At 45.4% G+C, this 22,919-nt stretch carries 19 protein-coding genes and 1 tRNA gene; 10 read left to right on the forward strand and 10 right to left on the reverse strand.

Annotation, left to right across the window (positions count from 1 at the left end):
- The first annotated feature begins 1 nt into the window (after position 1).
- From kdpC to JZ784_RS00980, 3 genes are read left to right on the forward strand one after another with little or no spacing between them, the layout of a single operon-like run.
- Entirely contained in the window at positions 2–631 is a 630-nt protein-coding gene (gene kdpC, locus JZ784_RS00970; protein WP_346313481.1) for a potassium-transporting ATPase subunit KdpC, read from the forward strand.
- Positions 632–668: 37 nt separating this feature from the next.
- The gene (locus tag JZ784_RS00975) at positions 669–3,317 is read left to right on the forward strand and encodes a sensor histidine kinase KdpD (RefSeq protein WP_346314234.1); all 2,649 of its coding nucleotides are present in this window, start codon (positions 669–671) and stop codon (positions 3,315–3,317) included.
- Between the two features lie 11 nt (positions 3,318–3,328).
- Positions 3,329–4,033, forward strand: a complete 705-nt coding sequence (locus tag JZ784_RS00980) for a response regulator transcription factor (RefSeq protein ID WP_346313482.1) — start codon at positions 3,329–3,331, stop codon at positions 4,031–4,033.
- A 95-nt stretch (positions 4,034–4,128) separates the two neighbouring features.
- Here JZ784_RS00980 and chrA read toward each other — a convergent pair whose 3' ends face one another.
- The 4 genes from chrA to JZ784_RS01000 form a co-directional block, all read right to left on the reverse strand.
- Positions 4,129–5,481 carry a chromate efflux transporter gene (chrA, locus tag JZ784_RS00985; protein ID WP_346313483.1) on the reverse strand — a complete coding sequence of 451 codons (1,353 nt, stop codon included), beginning with the start codon at positions 5,479–5,481 and terminating at the stop codon, positions 4,129–4,131.
- A 2-nt stretch (positions 5,482–5,483) separates the two neighbouring features.
- On the reverse strand, positions 5,484–6,404 hold the full coding sequence (locus tag JZ784_RS00990) for a chromate resistance protein ChrB domain-containing protein (RefSeq protein ID WP_346313484.1): 921 nt from the start codon (positions 6,402–6,404) through the stop codon (positions 5,484–5,486).
- A 400-nt stretch (positions 6,405–6,804) separates the two neighbouring features.
- Positions 6,805–6,880: transfer RNA gene (locus tag JZ784_RS00995), tRNA-Arg, on the reverse strand.
- An 82-nt stretch (positions 6,881–6,962) separates the two neighbouring features.
- Positions 6,963–8,315, reverse strand: a complete 1,353-nt coding sequence (locus JZ784_RS01000) for an amino acid permease (protein WP_346313485.1) — start codon at positions 8,313–8,315, stop codon at positions 6,963–6,965.
- Positions 8,316–8,643: 328 nt separating this feature from the next.
- Here JZ784_RS01000 and prpF point away from each other — a divergent pair, with 328 nt between their 5' ends.
- Both prpF and JZ784_RS01010 read left to right on the forward strand, forming a co-directional pair.
- Entirely contained in the window at positions 8,644–9,834 is a 1,191-nt protein-coding gene (gene prpF / locus JZ784_RS01005) for a 2-methylaconitate cis-trans isomerase PrpF (RefSeq protein WP_346313486.1), read from the forward strand.
- A 417-nt stretch (positions 9,835–10,251) separates the two neighbouring features.
- Complete coding sequence (locus tag JZ784_RS01010) at positions 10,252–11,160, forward strand: farnesyl diphosphate synthase (protein WP_131276358.1); 909 nt, start codon at positions 10,252–10,254, stop codon at positions 11,158–11,160.
- A 69-nt stretch (positions 11,161–11,229) separates the two neighbouring features.
- Here JZ784_RS01010 and putP read toward each other — a convergent pair whose 3' ends face one another.
- The 5 genes from putP to JZ784_RS01035 form a co-directional block, all read right to left on the reverse strand.
- On the reverse strand, positions 11,230–12,720 hold the full coding sequence (gene putP, locus JZ784_RS01015) for a sodium/proline symporter PutP (protein ID WP_346313487.1): 1,491 nt from the start codon (positions 12,718–12,720) through the stop codon (positions 11,230–11,232).
- Positions 12,721–12,935: 215 nt separating this feature from the next.
- Positions 12,936–13,790, reverse strand: a complete 855-nt coding sequence (locus JZ784_RS01020) for an SPFH domain-containing protein (protein WP_005011598.1) — start codon at positions 13,788–13,790, stop codon at positions 12,936–12,938.
- Between the two features lie 4 nt (positions 13,791–13,794).
- Positions 13,795–14,274 (reverse strand): NfeD family protein, encoded by a 480-nt coding sequence (locus tag JZ784_RS01025; protein WP_005011596.1) that lies wholly within the window; start codon positions 14,272–14,274, stop codon positions 13,795–13,797.
- A gap of 93 nt (positions 14,275–14,367) precedes the next feature.
- Positions 14,368–15,291 (reverse strand): patatin-like phospholipase family protein, encoded by a 924-nt coding sequence (locus JZ784_RS01030; protein ID WP_346313488.1) that lies wholly within the window; start codon positions 15,289–15,291, stop codon positions 14,368–14,370.
- A 65-nt stretch (positions 15,292–15,356) separates the two neighbouring features.
- On the reverse strand, positions 15,357–15,983 hold the full coding sequence (locus JZ784_RS01035) for a 1-acyl-sn-glycerol-3-phosphate acyltransferase (RefSeq protein WP_346313489.1): 627 nt from the start codon (positions 15,981–15,983) through the stop codon (positions 15,357–15,359).
- 167 nt (positions 15,984–16,150) lie between these two features.
- Here JZ784_RS01035 and JZ784_RS01040 point away from each other — a divergent pair, with 167 nt between their 5' ends.
- The 5 genes from JZ784_RS01040 (at position 16,151) to JZ784_RS01060 (ending at position 22,123) form a co-directional block, all read left to right on the forward strand.
- A complete protein-coding gene (locus JZ784_RS01040; protein ID WP_346314235.1) occupies positions 16,151–17,446 on the forward strand; it encodes an MFS transporter in 1,296 nt (431 codons plus the stop codon).
- A gap of 37 nt (positions 17,447–17,483) precedes the next feature.
- Positions 17,484–18,254, forward strand: a complete 771-nt coding sequence (locus JZ784_RS01045) for a TSUP family transporter (protein ID WP_346313490.1) — start codon at positions 17,484–17,486, stop codon at positions 18,252–18,254.
- 173 nt (positions 18,255–18,427) lie between these two features.
- Complete coding sequence (locus tag JZ784_RS01050) at positions 18,428–20,092, forward strand: phosphoethanolamine--lipid A transferase (protein ID WP_346313491.1); 1,665 nt, start codon at positions 18,428–18,430, stop codon at positions 20,090–20,092.
- Positions 20,093–20,107: 15 nt separating this feature from the next.
- Positions 20,108–20,782 carry a response regulator transcription factor gene (locus JZ784_RS01055; RefSeq protein ID WP_219191093.1) on the forward strand — a complete coding sequence of 225 codons (675 nt, stop codon included), beginning with the start codon at positions 20,108–20,110 and terminating at the stop codon, positions 20,780–20,782.
- Positions 20,783–20,803: 21 nt separating this feature from the next.
- Positions 20,804–22,123, forward strand: coding sequence for an ATP-binding protein (locus tag JZ784_RS01060; RefSeq protein WP_346313492.1), 1,320 nt, complete (start codon positions 20,804–20,806; stop codon positions 22,121–22,123).
- Between the two features lie 11 nt (positions 22,124–22,134).
- Here the strand turns inward: JZ784_RS01060 and JZ784_RS01065 are convergent, their stop codons facing one another.
- Complete coding sequence (locus JZ784_RS01065) at positions 22,135–22,857, reverse strand: phosphatase PAP2 family protein (protein ID WP_346313493.1); 723 nt, start codon at positions 22,855–22,857, stop codon at positions 22,135–22,137.
- Positions 22,858–22,919: the final 62 nt, after the last annotated feature.

The raw sequence follows: 22,919 nt of genomic DNA on the forward strand, positions 1-22,919 counted from the left end.
GATGAATACTTTATTGAATCATGAGCAATTGAATCAACAGAATTTAAAATTATCCAATCCAGTACATTCGATCTTACGTCCAAGCCTTGGTTTGATCTTGGTGGGGTTCCTTGTCGCAGGTGTCTTATATTCTGCTGTGAGTGTATCGATTGCCCAGTTAATTTTTCCGAAGCAGGCCAATGGTAGCTTAATCCAACTTGATGGCAGAATTGTTGGTTCAAGTTTGGTGGGACAAAACTTTGTTAGTGAACAATATTTTCATGCTCGCCCAAGCGCAGTCAGTTACAGTGTTGATGGCATGGCAGGCAGTAATTTGGCAATTTCTAATCCTGATTTACAAAAACAAATTAAGGAAAGAACAGTACAATTTGCTCAAAGTAATCAGATCGCTGTACAGCAAGTATCGAACGATATGGTGACTGCATCAGGCAGTGGGATTGACCCTGATATTTCACCTGAGAGTGCTTTATTACAGGTGAAACGTGTGGCACAGCAACGTCATTTAACGGAGCAACAGGTTCGTCATGTCGTACAACAGCATATTCAACCTGCACAGTTCGGCATCTATGGGCAAGCGAGGGTGAATGTTTTACAACTTAATTTAGCATTAGATCAATTATCTACGCATTGACATTGATCATGCCAGTTTCAGGGATAGGGGCATCATGATGCAGATCGACCGTAACAACAAAGCAGATGCGTGGTTGGCACATAGTCAACGTGAACAATCTGGACGTTTGACCATTTTCTTGGGTGCAGCACCTGGGGTAGGTAAAACCTATGCCATGCTCACCCGAGCGCATGAGCTGATGAAGCAAGGGCAGCATGTGGTGGTGGGTGTGGTGGAAACTCATGGTCGAGCTGATACTGAGCGTTTAATTCAGGGATTGAATGTTATTCCAAGAAAAGTTTTAGACTATCAAGGACGGACTTTGGAGGAGATGGATCTCGATCAAATCCTTAAATTAAAACCTGAAATTGTGCTTGTTGATGAGTTGGCACATCGTAATGTACCGAACAGTCGCCATGAATATCGTTGGCAGGATGTCAATGAATTGTTAGATGCAGGCATTGATGTCTATAGCACCTTAAATATTCAACATCTGGAAAGTCTCAATGATGTGGTTTATCAGATTACAGGGATTCGGGTCAGTGAAACCGTTCCTGATGCATTACTCAAACGATTGAAAGACATTCGCTTAGTGGATTTGCCTGTACCTGAGCTGTTAGAGCGTATGAATCATGGCAAGATTTATTTTGCTGATGTTGCACCTCAAGCATTACAGGGATTTTTTAAACCTGCACATTTAACCGCCCTGCGTGATTTAGCCATTCAAACAGTTGCAGGGCAAGTTGAACTGGATTATCGAGAGAAGTCTGCTGCACAAGGGCAGATTATTCCGATTCAAAATCATGTCATGTTGGCGATAGATGGTTCTGAATTCTCTGAAGATTTGGTACGCCGTGCGCATCGGATTGCGGAAAGGCGCAATGCAACGTGGAGCGTCATTTCAATTCAAAAAAGTAAGGTTGAAACGACCCAAGCTTTTGCAGTGACGAAGGCTTTTAATCTAGCGCGTAAGCTCGGTGCAGATACCTATTTGTTGTATAGTAATCATATTGCATCGACCATTTTACAAGCGGCTTATGATTATGGTGCATCTAATATTTTACTCGGCAAAAGCCCTCAAAAATCGTTATGGCAGCGTCTATTCTCAGATCATATTGCCGATCAACTGTTAGAGAAACAACATCCTTTTGAAATCACCTTTGTTCAGCCATTAGCATCAAAACATGGCGATCATAAAGCAATGATCAATCTCTCTCATCATGCTTGGTTAGAACAGGGCTTAGCATTCAATCAACGAGAAGTCATTGAAAGCATTGTGATTGTCCTGCTAGGTCTTATGGTGGCGGCAATCAGTGATCGGTTTATTGGTTATAGTGATTTAGCCTTAATTTTCATCGTGACTGTGTTGTTGGTCGCAATGCGGGCACGCATGCTCATTACGATTATGAGCGTTTTTATCTGTTTTCTACTCTATAACTACTTTTTTATCGAACCACGATTTACTTTTATGATTAGTGCTGAACGTGGCGTCATTACCATTATCACGTTTATTATTTCTGCCTTACTGGTCGGGCGTTTAGCCAACCAATTACGTGCTCAGGTGCTTAGCCTCCGTGCTGCAAATTCTATTGCTCTACAATTACAAGAATTAGAACGAAAACTTTCCAGTTGCGTGGATATTGAACAGGTGATGACAGTTGCAAAGCAACATTTAGAAAGTGCTTTAAATGCAGCCGTTTGGCTTAGAATTGGAACACAGGAATTAGGCGATGCCACTTTATTTAATGAAAAAGATCAGATCGCTGCAAACTGGACTCAGAAAAATGTGCAATCGTGTGGGCGTTTTACCAACACCTTAACCCAATCTGAATGGTGGTTTAATCCGCTAAATTTGGTGGATGGGTATGGGGTAATTGCGATTCGCTTTCATCAAAATCCTGAAAGTATTGGTTTTGAACAACAACGCCTAGTTGAGTTGATGATTGATGACATTGCTCAAACTGCTTCACGTGTACAGTTGTCATTACAGTTAGAAAACTCTCGTGTGGTGGCTGAAACGGAAAAGTTACGTTCAGCTTTGCTTTCTTCGGTATCGCATGATTTACGTTCACCCTTAGCAGCGATGATTGGTTCAGCAGATACGCTCAAATATTATGGTGAACAGATGCCTGAAAGCGATCGCCATGAATTATTAGACACCATTCACATTGAAGGTGAACGGTTGGATCGTTATATTCAAAACCTGTTGGATATGACGCGATTAGGTCATCAGGGTTTGACTTTAAGTCGTGCTTGGATCGGTGTAGATGAACTGATTGGCTCGGCAACGCAACGGCTTAAACGCTATCAGCCTGAGGTGAAAATCGAAGTTGCTTTGGCGGAAGAACTTCCGCAATTGTATGTGCATCCTACTTTGATTGAACAAGCCATTTTTAATGTCTTGGAAAATGCCGCAAAATTTTCACCAGAGGATGTCCCGATTGAAGTGAAAATTCAGCAAGAGGAACAATATCTGCAAATTGACATTATGGATCAAGGGACAGGAATTCCCGAAGATGAACGTGAACAAATTTTTGATATGTTTTATACCATGCAGCGTGGCGATCGCGGTAAAACGGGGACAGGTTTAGGGCTTGCGATTGTCAAAGCAATTATTGGCGCACATATGGGCAGTATAGAAGCATTTGCTGGAACACATGGTCAGGGCACACTAATTAGAATACGATTACCACTGCATCAGGATTAAAATCATCATTTATGCCACAAACATTGAATTCTCAAGCATCGATTCTGATTATTGATGATGAGCCCCAAATTCGGAAATTTCTGGACATCGCCTTGCGTGCACAAGGTTATCAGGTGCATGTTGCTGAAAATGGGATGAAAGGCTTAGAAATTTTGGCAACACGAGGTGCGGATTTACTGATTTTAGATTTGGGTTTGCCAGATATGGAAGGACAGCAGGTGTTGACCGAGATGAGACAGTGGTCAGATATTCCTGTGATTGTGTTGTCTGCACGTCCTGATGAAAATCAAAAAATTAAATTGCTGGATGCAGGTGCGAATGATTATGTGACCAAACCGTTTAGCATTCAGGAATTATGTGCCCGTATTCGAGTGATGTTTCGCAATAAACCACAACAGTCTGAACAGAATATTGTATTTGATGATGGTCAATTATTCGTGGATGTCGCCGAACATGTGGTGAAGTTTGCCAACGAAGAAATTGTACTCAGCAAAAAAGAATTTCAACTGTTAGCACTCTTGATTCGCCATCAGGGTAAGATTGTTACGCAAAAGCAAATTATGACCGAGTTATGGGGCATTAGCCATGAAGAAGATACCCATTATCTTCGAATCTTGGTGAAAAAACTCCGCACCAAAATTGGAGATTCTGCAGTCACCCCAAAATATATTTTTACCATTGCAGGCGTGGGGTTGCGTTTTTTAGGTGAATCCTAGCGATCAACTTCAAGAGACCACAAGGGACTTAAAAATAGTGTGGGATTGATTCAATCAAATCCCACAAAAGAAGGCCTTCATTCAATTGATATACATTAAAGAAAGCTAAAACAAAGCAAGCCGATTAATGCAGAAGCAGCAAGGACATACATGACTTTCAACTCAAAATAGAACAGTCCAATCAGGGCAGCACAGGCAATGAGTGCCGCAACGAAATCAAAGGAACCGCTAAATCCAGTCGGCCAAAGCACGTGATAACTAAAAAATAGTGCAAGGTTAAGAATCACGCCGACAACCGCTGCTGTAATAGCCGTTAAGGGTGCTGTAAATTTGAGTTCGTTATGTGTCGATTCAATAATCGGTGCGCCTGCTAAAATAAAAATGAAAGAAAATAAAAAGGTAAACCAAGTGACGATTGTTGCGCCAATCGCGCCTGCCATGAATAGATGATCCGAGCCTAAGAGTGCATGATTGAATGCCCCTAAAAAGCCAACAAATGCCACCACCATAATCAGTGGCCCAGGGGTGCTTTCACCCAGTGCCAAACCATCGATCATTTGCGTTGGGCTTAACCAGCCATAATAGTTCACAGCCCCTTGATAAACATAAGGTAAAACGGCATAGGCACCGCCAAAGGTCAACAGCGCAGCTTTAGTAAAGAACCATGCCATTTGCGTATACGCATGATCCCATCCAAGCGTTAAGCTTAGACTGATGATCGGAATTAGCCACAGCAGAGCGCCGATCAGTACAATACTCCCCAATCGTTTCCAGCTAAAGATCGCATGCGCTGGTGTGGGAGTATCATCGTCAATCAATGCAGCCCCATAGTCTTTTTTACTCTGCTGATGCGTGTTTACATTAGAAAATAGGGCTGGATACTTTTTGCTGGTCAGATATCCAATGATCGCGGCAGAGAAAACGATTAAAGGAAAAGGTGCGCTGAAGAAAAAAATCGCGATAAATGAGAGCGCGGCAATCAGCCACAAAAAATTATTCTTGAGTGACCGGCTGCCGATCCGGTGAGTTGCATGAAAAACAATGGCAACCACAGCGGGTTTAATGCCGTAAAACAGTCCAGCGATGATGGGGACATCACCAAATTTGACATAGACCCATGAAAGGCCGATTAAAATAAACAGGGAGGGCAATACAAAAAGAATACCTGCAACTAATCCGCCAGTCGTCCTGTGCATTAACCAGCCGATATAAGTCGCTAATTGCTGTGCTTCAGGCCCGGGCAACAACATGCAGTAGTTCAGCGCATGCAAAAAACGCTTCTCGGAAATCCAGCGCTTCTGTTCAACCAGTTCTTGATGCATGACCGCGATTTGACCTGCAGGTCCGCCAAAACTAATAAATCCTAATTTAAGCCAAAACAGAAAGGCCTGCCAAAATGAAACAGTTTCTATTTCCGCTTCTGGGGGAGGAATCAGTTCTTGTTCCATGATTATTCTCTGGATAGGTTGGTATAGAGGCCATCAAAAATATGATTGGATAATTCAAATAATTGGTCATCATTGTTTATTTGGCTTCGGAGGCCCTGAATGATTTTCTCAATACCGATGGCTTCAGGCGGTTCAATCCCGCCGACATCAAGGTAATGCACAATTTCAGCAACTTTTTTGAGTGCTGGCGTTTCTAAATTAAAACTATGTAAAAGCACTTCAAAAGTGACCCAGTGATTCACGTGGCTGAACCTCGCGCCATCAAAATCGAAACCTAAGGCTTCTTCGGGGCAATCATTGGGAGTTTCTAACCAAATAAAGGTCGGTGTGGCATCGATAAAAGTCTTAATCAGCCATGCGGAGGCTAGCCGATCAATCCAAGGTCTTTTTCGCGTTGCCCAAATTTGGTTTTGATAATCTGTTTTGTCTAAAAGTTGAATATGAGTTTGTATTGCTTGGGGTTCGTTAGCTTCACCGAGTCGGGCAATAGAACGTTCCAATAATGAAAGTTCGTTGAGCACTTGTACCTGAGTTTTATCGGGGTAATAGTCAATATCTACAAGCGCATCGATATTTTTTCGGAGTTTACGGACTTGCTTAAGCAGTTCTTTCTTTTGATTTTGAGTCAGGTGGTATCGTAATGCTGTGAGCTGTTTATAGAGAGTGTCATATTCTTCTTTTCGGCTGAAAATAGTCGAAAGATCAATATTTGAAAGGGACTCTGTATGGAAGATATAAGCAGTTCCTTGCTCTGAAACAATATCGTGAGCGATAGGGTCAAATTTCTCGCAATGAGCAATTGGGAGTACATAGACCCCATCTCTAAGGGTTGCAGCGCCACTTGTCTTAAGAGATCGCCATACCCTCATGCGCGCCGTGGTGCTTTGCGTTGGAAGCGATGAGATGAGTAAAGATATTTTCATGTTATATACTCAACATATTTTGTTAAGTATATTTTATTTTTATAATTAGTAGATCATATTTTCTGCAAAGTATATATACAAAATAGATATGAAACTAATCGTTAACAAAGCTTATTTCTGATTTATTTTAGAAACGGAGATGAGAAATTGATTTGAGAACTTTTAGAATAATTTAAAGATCGCTGTATCTAAGCTTATTGTATGGCAAGAGTTGTGACCTAATGATGTCAAATGGTCATTTGATTTCATCCGAATAAAATTGTCGTGAATAGGCTCTTTTCTATTTCTTAAGTGTTGAATGCGGTTAAGGGAACAGGTTTATTGGACTCACTCAAAATATAATATCTATTCTCTGTTTATATTTAATTTAGAGTGTTAAAGACTAAAATCCGCTATAAAATGGTACGCCCTGCGGGACTCGAACCCACGTCGGTCGCTTAGGAGGCAACTGCTCTATCCAGTTAAGCTAAGGGCGCGTAAAACGCAGTTAATTTACTCCAATTCCAAACAAAAAAAAAGTTATTGCCGAAACAATAACTTTTTAAATGCTTAAAAAAATTACGCTTTTCTATAAAGTATTTTGAATAGAATAAACATGAGCGCAATCCAAATTGGAATCATGATCACGGCGCCGCTTAAACCTTGCGTCCACATGATGTAGAGCACAACCGCAATGAAGGCAAGAACCAGGTAGTTGCTGAATGGCGACCAAAGCGCAGGGAATTGCGATACCTTAGCTTCTGCTTTCATTGCTTTAATGAACTTAAGGTGCGTTAAGCTGATCATTGCCCAGTTTAGGACTAAAGCGCCAACCACGATATAAATCAGGTTGCTTAAAGCATCTTCCGGTGCAAAGTAGTTTAGTAATACACAGCCAAAAATAAGCAAGGCAGAAAACAGCACGGCAGGAATTGGCACACCTTGCTTATTGGTCTGCGTAAAGATTTTCGGCGCATTGCCTTGCTGCGCTAGACCAAACAGCATGCGGCTGTTGGCATACATGCCGCTGTTATAAACAGAAAGCGCCGCCGTTAAAATAATAAAGTTAAGCAAATGCGCGGCCCAGCCAATACCCAGCTGGCTGAAGATCATCACGAATGGGCTTTTGTCTAAACCGCCCAGCTGCAATTCGTTCCATGGCACAAGCGACAGTAAAATCGTCATTGAACCGACATAGAAAACCAAGATACGCAAAACGACTTGGTTAATGGCTTTCGGAATGGTCTTTTGCGGATCTTTGGCTTCAGCTGCCGCCATGCCAATCAGCTCAATACCGCCAAAAGCGAACATGAGGAAGGCCAGCATGTAAAACAAACCTTCAAAGCCGTGCGGGAAGAAACCGCCATGTGTCCAAAGATTGCTGAAAGATGCGGTGGAATCCGGGCCTGCTGTAACCAGTAAGTAAATACCGAATACAATCATCGCGACAACAGCAGTGACTTTAACAATAGAGAGCCAGAATTCAGATTCGCCATAAAATTTTACGTTGCCAAGGTTCACTAAGGTGATAATGACAAAGAAGGTCAGCACCGATGCCCAGGCAGGGATGTGAGGCCACCAATAATTGATGTATTTCGCGACAGCAGTCAGTTCTGTCATGGCAACGAGGACATATAAAATCCAATAGTTCCAGCCTGCAAGAAAGCCGGCGAATTTGCCCCAGTATTTGTTCGCAAAATGACTGAATGAGCCTGCTACAGGCTCTTCAACAATCATTTCCCCAAGTTGACGCATAATTAAAAAAGCAATTAATCCGCCAATCGCATAACCCAAAATAATGGATGGACCGGCAGATTCAATCACGTGTGCGGAACCTAAAAATAAGCCAGTACCAATTGCACCACCCATGGCAATCAATTGAATATGACGGTTTTTTAAGCCACGCTGAAGTTGAGACGACTCTTTATTCAAGTTATTTCAGCCCGACAATGAATATGTGATTTGGATTGTAATAGATCAAGAAGAAATAGCCTAGTAGCTCAAAAAATATGAAAAAAAGTTATAGGTTTCATTAAATATTTTTTAACAAAATTAATCATTAAACAATAAATGAATCAACAGATTAATTTTATTTTATTTATGAAAGATGAATCTGTGCTGCCGTCGGAAATCTGACAGATGCCGTTTTTTTATACTTAAGTCCTGTGGCTAATGTATTTTCAGTAAAAGCCGTTATGATAATGCGCGATCAATATCGGATTGGTATTGTGCAATACAATGATAAATAAGGATTCAGAATATGCCATTTGCTCCCCAAATTAAAATTCCAGCAACTTATATGCGTGGCGGCACCAGTAAGGGTGTTTTTTTTAAGCGCAGTGATCTGCCGGAAGCCGCGCAGCAGGCAGGCGCTATTCGTGATCAGCTGCTGCTTCGTGTCATTGGCAGTCCAGATCCTTACGGCAAGCAAATTGACGGCATGGGCGGCGCAACATCCAGCACCAGTAAAACAGTTATTTTAGATAAAAGCACGCAGCCGCATCATGATGTGGATTATTTATTTGGGCAGGTGTCCATTGACAGCGCTTTTGTAGACTGGAGCGGCAATTGCGGCAACTTAACTGCTGCCGTAGGCGCTTTTGCAATTGCAAATGGTTTAGTGGCGGCGGAAAAAATCCCGGAAAATGGCATTTGCACAGTGCATATTTGGCAGGCTAATATTCAAAAAACCATTATTGCGCATGTGCCAATCACTCAGGGCCAGGTGCAGGAAACGGGTGATTTTGAACTGGATGGCGTCACTTTTCCGGCCGCAGAAGTGCAGATTGAATTTTTAGATCCAGCAGATGACGGTGAAGATGGCGGCGCGATGTTCCCGACAGGCAATCTGGTTGATACCTTGCTTGTGCCGGAGGTTGGCGAGTTTCAAGCGACCTTCATTAATGCCGGCATTCCAACAATTTTCTTAAATGCAGCAGATATCGGCTATGAAGGCACCGAACTGCAGGATGCAATTAACAGTGATGCCGCAGCCTTGGCGCGTTTTGAGAAAATCCGCGCGTATGGCGCCAAGCAGATGGGCTTAATTCAAGATATTGCTGAAGCGGAAAAACGCCAGCATACGCCAAAAATTGCCTTCGTCTCTGAGCCGAAAAGCTATGTGTCTTCCAGCGGAAAAGCCATTGGCGAACAGGATACAGACCTTCTGGTACGCGCACTGTCGATGGGCAAATTGCATCATGCGATGATGGGGACTGCCGCTGTCGCAATCGGCACAGCCGCGGCGATTCCCGGCACGTTGGTGAATTTAGCGGCTGGCGGCGGTGAGCGGGAAGCTGTACGTTTTGGCCATCCGTCTGGAACTTTGCGTGTTGGCGCGCAAGCCGTACAGGAAAATGGGCAATGGGCTGTGAAGAAAGCGGTGATGAGTCGCAGCGCGCGCGTATTGATGGAAGGCTGGGTGCGCATTCCGCAAGATGCCTTGAAATAATCATCGATTGATATCGCGTGATTGTGTAATTCAATGTGCATGTAATTGATTGAAAATATTTTAAAGCCCCTGAACAGGGGCTTTATTTTTGAGATCAGTTTCAGAACGTTTTATGGTTACTACGCAGAGTGTTCAATTCATTGTTTCAACAGCATGGATATAATAACAATCAGCATTGAATCATCCGCTGCAGCCTTTCACCTCCAGAGCAGATTCATGACTTCAGATTAATTTTCGGTTCGTTTAGCAGAAAGAGGATCGATTATAAATTTAAGTTTTAAGAATTCAGTTTCGTGATAGAGAAAACAAGGCAAAAGCAGTATGATGCAACAAGCCAGAAACTGATGCAGGCCAAATTTTTAAGGCCCTATGCAGCGCCAGTTTGTCATACCGCTTAGATAAAAAATTGAGGTGAACGTGTCGTCTTTAACTGATGTGCAGGCTCATGCACTGACAGAAGCACAGAACCGCATTCAGCAGGATTTACTGACTGCGCTGGATGCCTTTGCAATTCCAGAACCGTTAAAAGGCGCAGTGCACCATGCCGTTATGCTGGGCGGCAAGCGGGTGCGTCCAGCGCTTTGCTATGCAGCCGGCGCATTAAAGCAAAATCCGAATGCCGCTGCGGTGCGCCGCGCAGCGGTTGCCATAGAGTTTATTCACTGTTATTCATTGGCGCATGACGATTTGCCCTGCATGGACAATGATCTGCTGCGCCGCGGCCAGCCGACATGCCACGTGGCTTTTGGCGAGGACACGGCGCTATTGGCTGGAGATATTCTGCAGTCGATGGCTTTTGAAATTTTAGGCAGCCGCTTGTTTGATCAGGGGCCAGCCGTTGAAGCGTCTATTGTGCTGAAACAAATGCAGATTCTAGCGACAGCGTCTTCAAAAATGGTGAATGGCCAAGTTCTGGATTTGCAGGCTGAAGGTAAAAAAATTACACAGGATGCATTAGAAAACATTCACCGCAATAAAACTGGGGCGCTGATTACGGCAGCCGTGATGATGGCTGCGGTAACGCTGTTTGAAGGGACCGATCAGGCCATTCCGAAACTGCGAGAGTATGGGCAGGCGATTGGGCTGGCTTTCCAAGTTCAGGATGATATTTTGGATATTGTGTCCGAGACTGAAGTTCTGGGAAAAACGGCTGGCAAAGACCAGCAGGTTGAGAAATCAACTTATCCTGCCTTGATGGGGCTGGAGCAAGCCAAGGCTTATGCTCAGGATTTGCACAATCAGGCGATAGGCGCATTGGCTTATTTTGGTGATCAAGCTGAGCAATTAAGCCAAATCACCCAATTTCTGCTGTCGCGGAAAAGCTGATCTCAGTTGAGATCAAAGAATGAAAACAAAAAAGGAGAACAAGCTGTTCTCCTTTTTTGTTCAATACGCTTATAAGCTTTCTTTGTAAATCCGTTCCGCTTCTTCAAAACGCTCGGTAATGTCTTTACCAGGCGCTTTGCCCATTAAGCTGACCGCAATAATGGCGATGAATGAGCAGATAAAGCCAGGAATAATTTCATAAACACCGGTATCATCCCAAACATTCTTCCATAAAATCACCATGACTGCGCCAACGACCATGCCGGCTAAAGCGCCATTTAGGGTCATGCGTTTCCAGAACAGTGAAAGAATAATCAATGGGCCAAATGCTGCGCCAAAACCGGCCCATGCATAAGCCACTAAGCCTAAAACTTTAGATTCAGGATTGCCTGCCATCCAAATGGCCAGCAAGGCAATCAAGAGCACCATCAGGCGGCCGACCCACACCAATTCTTTCTGTGACGCATGCTTACGCAGGAAAGACTTATAGAAATCTTCTGTCAAGGTGCTTGAGCACACTAAAAGCTGACAGCTTAAAGTACTCATGACTGCAGCCAAAATAGCCGCCAGTACAATGCCGGCAATCCACGGATTAAACAGGATTTTGGTCAGTTCCATAAACACGGTTTCAGGGTTCGCATTTACTGCGCCCGCTAGTTCCGGATGCTGCTGGAAGTAGGCGATGCCGAAGAAACCCGCTGCGACTGCGCCGCCTAGGCAGAGTGTCATCCACGTCATGCCGATGCGGCGTGCATTGGGAATGGACTTCACCGAATCCGCGGCCATAAAACGGACAAGAATATGCGGCTGACCGAAATAGCCCAGGCCCCATGCCATGAGTGACACGATGGTAACAACACTTAAATTGCCGATGATATCGGTGGCTTGCGGACGGGCGGCTTCAAGCGCCAAAGTCACCTGGCTCATGTCTGAGAAGGACATAAGCGCAACAATCGGAGTCAGCAGCAAGGCGAAAATCATTAAGCCTGCCTGAATGGTATCTGTCCAGCTGACAGCAAGAAAGCCGCCGATAAACACATAGCTGATGGTTGCGATCGCGCTGATCCACAGCGCGGTGCTGTAGGACATGTTAAACATGCTTTCGAACAGGCGTGCGCCGGCAACCATGCCGGAAGCGCAGTAAATAGCAAAGAACACCAAGATGACAACTGCTGAAACGATGCGTAAAACCTTTTTCTGGTCGTTAAAGCGGTTGGAGAAATAATCAGGCAGGGTTAAGGCATTGTGCTGCACTTCAGTATGCACGCGCAGCCGTCCGGCAACGAGCAGCCAGTTCAGCCATGCGCCAATAATTAAACCGATGGCAATCCACATTTCAGATAAGCCTGAAAGGTAAATGGCGCCCGGCAAGCCCATTAGCAGCCAGCCGCTCATGTCAGATGCGCCTGCAGAAAGGGCGGTAACAAAACTTCCTAGACGGCGGCCCCCTAAAATGTAATCGGAAAAATTGCTTGTTGCCCGGTATGCCATCAAGCCAATCACAATCATGGCGGCAATATAAAAAAGAAAGGTGATTAAGGTTGGATTCAGGGAGCTCATACAATATCCATTTTCGAGTTGGACAGCAGATCGAAATATGAATTGACAGCAAAGGGAGAGCCAATTGAAGGCAAAATAAACTGCCATCAATTCAAGAGATTTCAAAAATTAACGCGAAATTTAACCATAAATAAACAAATTTTGCTGGCTTTTTATCAGCTTAAATAAAAATAGACAGCAAAAATGCTGTCTATTGTTTTGAAAAGCATGATGAATTAGTTATTTCGGCCCATCACGCCGCGAATGGTATTCATAATGTCTGCAGGTAGAACTACAGTTTTAGCATTATTGGATTTCGACATATCCTGCATGGCTTTGACGTACTGTTCCCCTAGAAGATAAGCGACTGGAATTTCTTTGTCGCCTACTGCCGAGGTCACCATTTCAATGGCTTTTTGCGAGGCTTCCGCCAAGACCACTTGCGCTTCCGCATCGCGGCGTGATGCTTCCAAACGGCCGTCTGCTTCTAAAATGGCGGCCTGTTTTTCACCATCCGCTTTGGTGACCGTGGCGCGGCGCTGGCGTTCCGCCGCTGCCTGTTCTTCCATTGCGGACTGCATAGTGCTTGATGGTTTAATATCTTGAATTTCTACGGTTTTTAACGTAATTCCCCAGTCCGAAATATCATCGGAAATACTGGCTTTTAATCGGGCTTTGATATGATCGCGAGATGAAAGCGCATCATCTAAATCCATTTCACCGACAATGGAACGCAAGGCTGTCTGCACGAGGTTCTGAATTGCCCATGTGTAGTTTTCGATCCCGTACACTGCTTTTTCAGGCGTGGTTAGGTTGATGTAGGCCACAGCATTCATTAATAAAACAGCATTGTCGCGGGTGATGACCTCCTGAGACGGAATATCCAGCACAATGTCTTTGGTGGTGACTTTGTAAGAGACTTCATCGACATAGGGAATGACAAAGTTCAAGCCCGGACTGAGGGTGGTATGGTATTTGCCTAAACGTTGAACAATCCATTTATAGCCTTGCGGCACAATGCGCACACCCTTAAAAATGGTGACGGCAACAAAGGCCAGCAGGGCAAATACAACAATCGTAGCTGCGCTCATTTATTTACTCACTTTTTTCGTTGTCAGTTTGATTGTGCAATTGCACAACGAGGTCATTGCCTAAAATATCGACGACTCGGACCCGGTCACCCACTTGAACTGCAGATAAGCTGCGGCAGTTCCATTCATCTGAACCCAAGACCGGCATTGGAAAGCGCACCTTGATTTGCTCATGCTCTAAATTGGTTTGAATCACCATGCCGACTTGGCCAATCGTGGCTTCGCGTGACAAACCGGCTTTGGTTCTGTCTGTCGATAGGGGTTTAATGAATTTAAACCATGCGATAGTGCATAACACAGACAGAATGATCCAGGTCACAAACTGGGTGGTGGTGCCCATCATTGGAAAAAGAAAATATAAAACGCCAACCATGATGGCGCCAATGCCAAACCACAGCGCCGCAAATGCAGGCAGCAGCAGTTCTGACAGAATCAGCAAAACGCCTAAAACAAACCAGTGCCAAGGTTCTAAAACAAATTCCATACATCTGCCCGTGTATTGCCGTAATTGATATAGATGACCAAGCATCTATATCAATGTAGCAGATGAATAAGTTTTTGAATATTTAAAAAAATACTAAATTTTAAATTTAGAAGCCGGCGCAGGCTTGAGCGCTGCTGGAGACGCCTTAAAATCTGCAATGGCTTTTTGGATGGATCGGATTTTCAGCTGAGCGGCTTTTTCGCCTTCTAAAATGGTTTCATTGCTGGCTTTTAAATCCAGTGTGCCAATGTGGCCGACTTTGGGCTGAATCACAATATTCGCGCGGTCCAATTCTTCATTAATGCTTTGCTGGCCCATAATATTCAGGGTTTGATCCAGCACGCCAAGCATATTCAGTGCCTTGCTTCCGTCTGGGCGGGCAGAAATATCGACGGCAATCACGATGTCAGCGCCCATATCTTTTGCTGTTTTGACAGGGATAGGGCTGACCAAGCCGCCATCAACATATTTTAAACCGCCTATTGTGGCCGGAACAAAGACATTAGGAATGCTGCAGGAGGCGCGCACGGCTTGTCCTGCATTGCCTTTCATAAAATCGGCTTTTCGGCCGTTGTCTAAGCGGGTGGCTACAGCGGCAAAACGGATTGGAAATTTTTCGATTGGCTTATGCCCGACGTTTTTATTGACATAGTCTTGCAGCTTTTGACCTAAAATTACCCCTTGGCGGTTTAAGGTCAGGTCACGGATATCGGATTCTTTGAAGCCAAGAGCAATTTGCTGCATCTGATACGGTGTTTTGCCGCTGGCGTACAGGCTGCCGACAAAACTGCCGGCGCTGGTGCCAGTGACGATTTTCGGCTTAATGCCGTGCGATTCCAAAACTTTTAAAACGCCGATATGGGCAAAGCCTTTGGCGCCGCCGCCGCCCAGCGCAATGGCAATCACGGGTTCACGGGCTTTAATCGGCGTGGTTTTGACGGGGGTGTTCACAGCTTTGTCGCAGCCTGCAAGGCTAAGGCCCAGCAGTCCAATCAAAGAGTAATGCAATAATCTCATAAAATTAAAACTGATTAAGTTCTGTTCAAATAGGCGCACATCTCAGCAAAAAAATGCAGATATAGCTAGTGTTTTTTCCATTGCTTTTGTAACGGCTTGGCCAGCCAATCTGGATTTTTAGGGGAAAACTTGCCTTCATAGCGCTGCAGAATCTGCTCTAAATCCTGTTCAAAATGGCCTGTCGGCTCAAAAACGCCTAAGCAATGAATCGTTTTATTTTCATAATCAAAGGAGAACATCACAATCGGAATATGGGCCTCATAGGCAATATAATAAAAGCCGCTTTTGATTTTATCGGCTTTTTTACGGGTGCCTTCAGGTGCCATGCCCACCCAAATCCGGTCTTTTGCGTGAATAATTTCGGCAATCTGTTTGGTCAGGCCCTGCTGACTGGCACGGTTGACCGGAATTACGCCAATCCATTCCAGCAGCGGCTTTAAGGGCGTATTAAACAAGGTGTGCTTGCCAAAGATGGTGATTTGAATGCCGAGTCCGAGCAGGGCGGTAAAGCCATGCCATGCATCTATATTGGAGGTATGCGGCGAAATAATGGCGACCGCTTTAGGCAAATTGGGAAATTCGCCTTCAAAGCTCCAGCCTTGAGCCAAAAAAATTTGCCTAAAGATCCGTTTGGTTAATGCAGAACCGCGTGCAGGCACTTGGTCTGGCAATGCTGGAAAATACTGGGTCATTGTTTTTATCATTGATATCCATTTATTTAAATTATCATAGGCTGTTGGTTTCGGGACTGCATTGGCAAGATTGTGCAGTCTGACCAGTGGCCCTGATCAGCGCAGTCACGTGCTGAAGCAGTCTCTGCCGATGCTTTCCAAAACCGCAAGGAAATTTCATGCTTCAAATGCGCAATGTCTATCTGCTGCTGTTTTCACTGTATTGGGCGCAGGGTTTGCCTGTCGGCTTTATGACGCATGCGCTGCCAGTGATTTTAAGGGCGCAGGGGGTGTCTTTGGCGCATATTGGCGGTTTTGGCCTGCTGATGCTGCCGTGGTCAATCAAGATTTTCTGGGCGCCTTGGGTCGACCGCATCGGCAGCGCGAAGCAGGGCCATTACCGTTCATGGATTATTCCAGCACAGCTGCTGACAGTATTTGTGCTCATCGGACTGTCTTTTTTACCCATTCAGGCCTTAAATCAGCCGCTGTATCTGCTGGCATTTTTTGCGGTTTTGCTGAGCATGAATTTGATTGGCGCAACACAGGATGTTGCGACAGACGGCCTGGCTGTCAATATCTTGAAAGGCGAACAGCAGCATTGGGGCAATACGTTTCAGGTGGTGGGATCCCGCCTTGGCTTCATTGTTGGCGGCGGGGCGATTTTATGGGCCTTGGACTGGCTGCAGTGGCAGCCCACATTTTTAATTCTGGCTGGCTTGGTGCTGATCAATACTTGGCCTGTTTTGATGTATGAGGAAGCGCCGCGCACGAGTGCAATTGCGCATGATGCGTCCGCTTTAATGGATACCCAACGGCCGGCGCCGCTGCAACAAAAGTGGGCGGATATCCGGCATTATCTGGCCTATTTCATTGAAAGCGCTGAGCTGAGGCTATGGCTATGGGTGCTGATCACTTTCAAAGTAGCTGATGGTTTGGCGGGGCCTATTTTAAAGCCGCTGATGGTGGATATGGGGCTGAGTTTCAGCCAAATAGGTGTTTATGTCAGCATGCTGGGGGCCGCTGCTGCGCTTGCAGGCGCCGGTTTGGCAGGCATTGCTTTAAAGTATTGCTCGCGTTTTCAGACGCTGCTGATTTTTTCCATATTTAAAGTATGCAGTTTAGGCGCTTATGCATGGCTGGCCTGGCAATATGATACCCAGCAATCGGTGCAGCCGCGGGTCATTTATGCCATTAATGCATTGGAAGATATGGTGTCTGCCATGCTTTTGGTGGTGATGCTGACGGTGGTCATGCAATACAGCCGCAGGCATTTGGCCGCTACAGATTTTACCTTTCAGGTGTCGCTGCTGGCGACCGTCAGCGGCGGGCTGTACAGCTTAAGCGGTATTGCGGCGGATGCTTTGGGGTATAGTGATTATTTGATCATTATTACGCTGATTGCTGCGGTGTGCTTAATTCCGATTTATCGCTGGGGACGCTGTATTTTTAAAACGCGTGAATTGACAGAGCCGGCAGAATAGCCAAAGATAGCTGAGTATATTTTGCGCATATTTCAATATGGATATTGAACCGGTATTTATAGCGTTAGGCTTTTTTGCATTTTGCGGCGGATTGATTGATGCCGCCGTGGGCGGCGGAGGGCTGGTTCAATTGCCGGTATTGATACATGCCTTGCCTCAATACAGCCTTGCGACAGTGTTCGGCACCAATAAACTGGCGGTTTTAGCCGGAACCTTTTCATCATTCTTCAGCTATATGCAGAGGATAAAAATTGTTTGGGCGCTGCTGCTGCCGACTATGCTGGCGGCCTTTGTCTTTGCATTTTTTGGCGCAATGTCTGTGGCTTATATTCCAAAGGCTTTGATGCAATATGCAGTGTTTTTTTTGCTGATTGTGATGGCTGTTTACACCTTTATAAAAAAGGATCTGGGCAAGCTGCACACGCAAATTCAGTGCGGGAAAAAACAAATTATGCTGGGCATTGGCTTTGGCGCGCTGATTGGTTTTTATGACGGTGTATTTGGCCCCGGCAGCGGCAGTTTTCTGCTTTTCTTGTTTGTGAAAGTATTCGGATTTGATTTTTTGAATGCTTCTGCATCGGCCAAGCTGGTCAATTTAGGCACATTCAGCGCATCCCTCTTGTTCTTTATTCCTTCTGGGCATGTACTTTGGATGATCGGTGGCATGGTGGCGCTATGCAATATTGCCGGTTCTGTCTGCGGTACCTTTTTGGCGCTGCGTTACGGCAGCGGTTTTATCCGCATATTTTTCTTTATTCTGCTGCTGTTCTTAATTGGCCGAATGGGGCTGGAAATTTTTGCTGGCTAAATCTGCTGATGAATGCGTGCAAGCCTGATATCGGCGTTCAATTGGAAAGAGTGAAAGAAAAGCATTCCATCGGTGCATGCGCGCGTCAAAGGCTGGCCTGAAACACAATTAAGCCAGTTTTAAGTTTGAACATTTACCTTAACAGCATCCATGAAAGCCCATGATGAATTTAGATGCTGACACAGTTAACGAACTTGAAGAACAAAATTCCGCCAATCTCTTTAGGCTGGTTTAATTTTTTTGTAGCGCTGTGGCTTGGCTTGGCGCTCAATGTGGTTTTTTATCAAAAAATTCAAGCGCTCACGCCCTATCAAGGGATCAAGGCGCAGCTCTTTATCGCGGCTACGGTAGCGGTGGTCATTGCACTGTATAACGCGCTGCTTCAGCTGCTGCAATGGCGCTGGAATGCCAAGATCTTGGCTTTCATTTGGGTTTTTATTGGCGGCTTCAGCGCATATTTTGTGGCGAGTCTGGGCGTGGTCATTTCTCCTGATCAAATTCAAAATGCCATGCAAACAGATCCCAATGAGCTTAAAGATTTAGCCTCAGTCCATCTGCTGTCTTGGACTGTGCTGATGGTGATTTTGCCGATCGCTGTTTTTTCGAAAATCAAAATTCAAAAAGAGCAAATATCAAAGGTGCTGCTGAAAAAAGCGCTCAGCATTGTTGCGTCATTTGCAGTTATTGGCGGGCTGCTGTTCGTTTTTTATGTTGATTACGCAGCCATTTTTCGTGAGCACCGGGATTTGAAAGGCATGCTGTCACCGCAAAATGCCATTGCATCGGGCGTGTCATATTACCGTCATCAGGCGCCAAAAGAAAACCTGCCTTTGGTTGCTTACGGCACAGATGCACACCGCAATGTGCCTGCATCGCATGGCGGCAAGCCTAAGCTGATGGTGCTGGTTGTCGGTGAAACGGCGCGGGCTGAAAGCTTTTCCTTAAATGGCTACGCGAAAAATACCAATCCGCAGCTTTCTAAATTAGACATCATTAACTTCAGCCAAGTCAGCTCTTGCGGCACTGCAACGGCAGTCTCTGTACCATGCATGTTCTCTGGCATGCCGCGCAAAGATTATGATGAGCAGCTGTCCAGCCACCGTGAGGGGCTCTTGGATATTGCTAAGCGTGCAGGCTATAAAGTGGCTTGGCTGGACAATAACTCAGGCTGTAAAGGGACATGCAACCGCATTGAGCAAGTGCAGTTCAGCCCTGAATTAAAGAAAAAATGGTGCAGCGGCGCCCAAGGGGAATGCCAAGACGAAATTCTGGCAGACGGTTTAAAGCAGTATATTGATGCTATTCCGGCGAATGACTTGACGCCGCGCCTGATTGTGCTGCATCAAATGGGCAGCCATGGCCCGGCGTATTATGCCCGCACCACCGCGGAGCACCAGCCATTTAAGCCGACTTGCGACACCAATGCCATTCAGGGCTGCACGCAGGAGGCATTAATCAATACATATGACAACTCCATTGTGTATACGGACTATGTGCTGAGCAAAATTATCGGCACATTGCAGGGCAGCCAAAAATACCAAACAGGATTCTGGTATTTGTCAGACCATGGTGAATCAACCGGTGAACATGGCATGTATCTGCATGGCGCGCCGTATGCCATTGCCCCTGAGCAGCAAACGCATGTGCCGATGCTGATGTGGTTTTCGGCAGACTGGAAAACGAAAAATGCACAGCAAATTGCTTGCCTCAGCGCGCAAAAAAGCAAAGAATTAAGCCAAGACAATTTATTTCCGAGCTTGCTGAGCCTGCTGGATGTGCAAAGCAACGTCATTGATGAAAAAAATAACATGCTGCAGCACTGCGCGCCGGCTGTTTAAGAGAGTACTGAACGGATGAGCAAGATACTAATCATTGAAGATGACTTTATGATTGCTGAATCGACTCAGACCCTGCTGCAATATCAAGGTTTTGAGGTGATTTGGGTGAATAACGGCATCGATGGCCTAAAAAAAATCCAGCAGGAGCAGGTTGATGCTGTATTGCTGGATTTAGGCCTGCCAATGATGGATGGCATGCAGGTGCTGAAGCAGATCCGGCAAATCCACCCGGCACTGCCTGTATTGATCATCTCGGCGCGCGACCAGCTGCAGCAGCGGGTGGATGGCCTGAATCAAGGGGCCGACGACTATCTGATCAAGCCATACGAATTTGATGAATTGCTAGCGCGCCTGCATGCCTTGCTGCGCCGCAGCGGAAAAGTACAGCAGCAAAACAGCCAGTCAATTTTAAGCTACGGCGATTTGATTTTGGATATTGAACAGCATTTGGCCAAATTTAAAGGCGAATATATTGATCTCTCGAATCGGGAGTGGGCAATTCTGATTCCCTTAGTCACGCATCCGAATAAAATCTTTTCCAAAACCAATTTGGAAGATAAGCTTTATGACTTCGACAGTGAAATCAGCAGCAATACTATCGAAGTCTATGTGCATCATTTGCGCAATAAGCTGGGTAAAGATTTCATCCGGACAATTCGTGGCTTGGGTTACCGTCTGGGGCAGCTTTAAACCTTTAGGATTTCTCACAATATGGCGCTGCTGACAGGCAATTCGTTAAAGCGGAAGCTGATTCTGTACACTTCATTTTTCAGTGTGGTTTTAGGCTGCCTGCTGATGGTGTCTGCGTACAAAATTTCACTGGAAGAGACCAAAGAAATTTTAGATGCGCAGATGAAAAATTTGGCAGAGCGGGTTGCTGCGCATTCGCCAGAACTGATGCAGAGTCAGTTTGATCCCGAAAAGCATTATCATGAAGAAGATTTGTTTGTGGATGTGTGGCCTTATTCGCAGCAGTCACATCAGTATCATGAATTCAATTTGCTGATTCAGCCTATCCGTAAAGCAGGCTTTTATACTCATAAAACTTCCCATGGCACATGGCGCACATATGTCCTGCCTTTAAAAGACTATCAGGTTCAGGTCAGCCAGCAGCAGTCTGTGCGTCAAAATCTGGCGATTGAGCTGGCGGGCAGCATGTTTATTCCCTATTTACTGTTTATGCCTTTCATGCTTTGGGGATTAGGCTGGATGATCAGCCGGATTTTACAGCCGCTGGATGACTTTAAAGCAGAGTTGACGCAGCGCGATTCCAAAGCATTGAACCCGATTCAATCGCAGAATTATCCTATTGAAATTGCGCCCACCATTGACGAAATGAACGCTCTGTTTGAGCGCATCTCATTGGCGCAGCAGGAACAGCGCCAATTTATTGCCGATGCCGCGCATGAGCTGCGTACGCCAATCACAGCTTTAACATTGCAAGTTAAAGTGCTGCTGCAGGAATTTCCAGAACATAAAGCATTAAATAATTTAGCTTTAGGCTTAATCCGCATGCAGCATTTGGTTGCGCAGCTGCTGAGTTTGGCAAAACAGGATGCGTCCTTGCCTGAACTGGAAAACAAGCATCCATTTTATTTAAATGAAACTGCGGTGCATTGCGTTGAAGCTCTGATGCATTTGGCTATGCAGAAAGATATTGATCTGGGCATGGAGCGCAATGAAGTGCTCATGGTCAATATGCAAGAAACGGCGGTGCATTCAGTAATCTACAATTTAATTGATAACGCCATTAAATATACACCAGAGCATGGCGTGATTAATGTCTCTGTCTTTCAGCAAGAGGGCATGGCTATCCTGCAGATAGAGGACAGCGGGCCGGGGATTGATCCCGCCCTGCATGCGCAAATTTTAAAGCGGTTTTACCGCGTGCATCACCATCAGGAAGTGGGCAGCGGACTGGGGCTTTCTATTGTCGATAAAGCCGTAGAGCGCTTGAATGGCCGTTTAAGTTTTGGCAGCAGCGCCAGTTTGGGCGGTTTGCAAGTCAATGTGCAGCTGCCCAAAGCCTAATATTTAAAAGGTCAGGGCAGAGGCGTATGCGCCTCAGCGCTGCTCAGGCCGATGACTGGCTGCGCCTGCAGCGCGATGCGCTTATAGAAAATGCCGTAAATAATGACATTGACCAGCCACACCACCCATGCCGTCCATAGATTATGGCTGAGGAAATGCGCGCCGCGCATCATTTGCGCCCAGCCCATGGCAAAGCCTAAAATAAATCCAGAAAATAAAAAGAAATAGGCGCGTTTGGGATTGGAGAGCCGATAGACAAAATATCCTGTCATAAATGCAAAGCCAGTGGAAGCGTGCCCGCCAGGAAAGCAGTGTCCGTTTTCATTTTTAAGCACCCAAAGAAATCCGTGCGGCAAAGCAGCGGTCATCGACCAAGGGCAGGCATGCGCAGACTGAGACTTTAAAATGCCAACGACAGCCGTGCATAGCATAGCCACCCAAAAGAAATAGCCTAATTCAAAGCGTCGAGGCTTTAAGGGGGCAAATTTAAAGGAGGCCAGCCATTGCAGAAGAATCACCACATAGGCGGCAATCAGCACATTTTTGACCCAGCTGTGATTCAATACGGCCAAGGCCCAATCATAGCGCAGCGGGAATTCACCGGCTTCACTCATCCATGGTTCAATCAGGCTTAAGTCCAGCGCGCCGCCCACAGGAAAAAAAACCCAAAGCACGGCGCTGCAGCAGAGCAGCAGGCTGGCTTGAATAAAAATAAAACGCTGTTGATCAGTCATGTAACGTATATGAATTTTAAGGATGCTTCATTGCAGCAAAGTCAGCTTAAATTGTGCTTAAA

The organism is Acinetobacter sp. CWB-B33 (genome assembly GCF_039655955.1).
GTDB classification, from domain to species: Bacteria; Pseudomonadota; Gammaproteobacteria; order Pseudomonadales; family Moraxellaceae; genus Acinetobacter; species Acinetobacter bouvetii.